Annotated in this window: 1 protein-coding gene; it reads left to right on the forward strand. The window is 64.0% G+C overall.

All coding sequences use genetic code 11. From position 1 onward, the window contains the following. A partial coding sequence (locus tag SAZ04_RS22000; protein WP_332699708.1) for a hypothetical protein occupies positions 1 to 275 on the forward strand: 275 nt, incomplete at both ends.

Here is a 275-nt window from a genome sequence, read left to right on the forward strand (position 1 = left end):
TGCCGGGCTGGCAATGTCGGGCATTTCCATTGTTCTCAAGTCCAGCCGCTCCGACGGCGTTCGTTGGACCGCCATGCTGGCGCTGCGTATGTGGACCGCGGCCCTGGTCTGGTTGATGACGCGACGTCGTAAACAGGAAGAGAAGGCGGCCGAGCCTCCGCCGCCACCCCCGCCGGTGCACCGCACGCTCGATTGTTCCTTGGAGCGACCGCTGGTCGAGAACCTCGGACGAGCGGAAAAGCAGCTTCATGAACTGGCGATTGAGGAAGCCTGGC

This window comes from Halalkalibacter lacteus (genome assembly GCF_036663595.1).
GTDB classification, from domain to species: Bacteria; Bacillota; Bacilli; order Bacillales; family Bacillaceae_D; genus Halalkalibacter; species Halalkalibacter lacteus.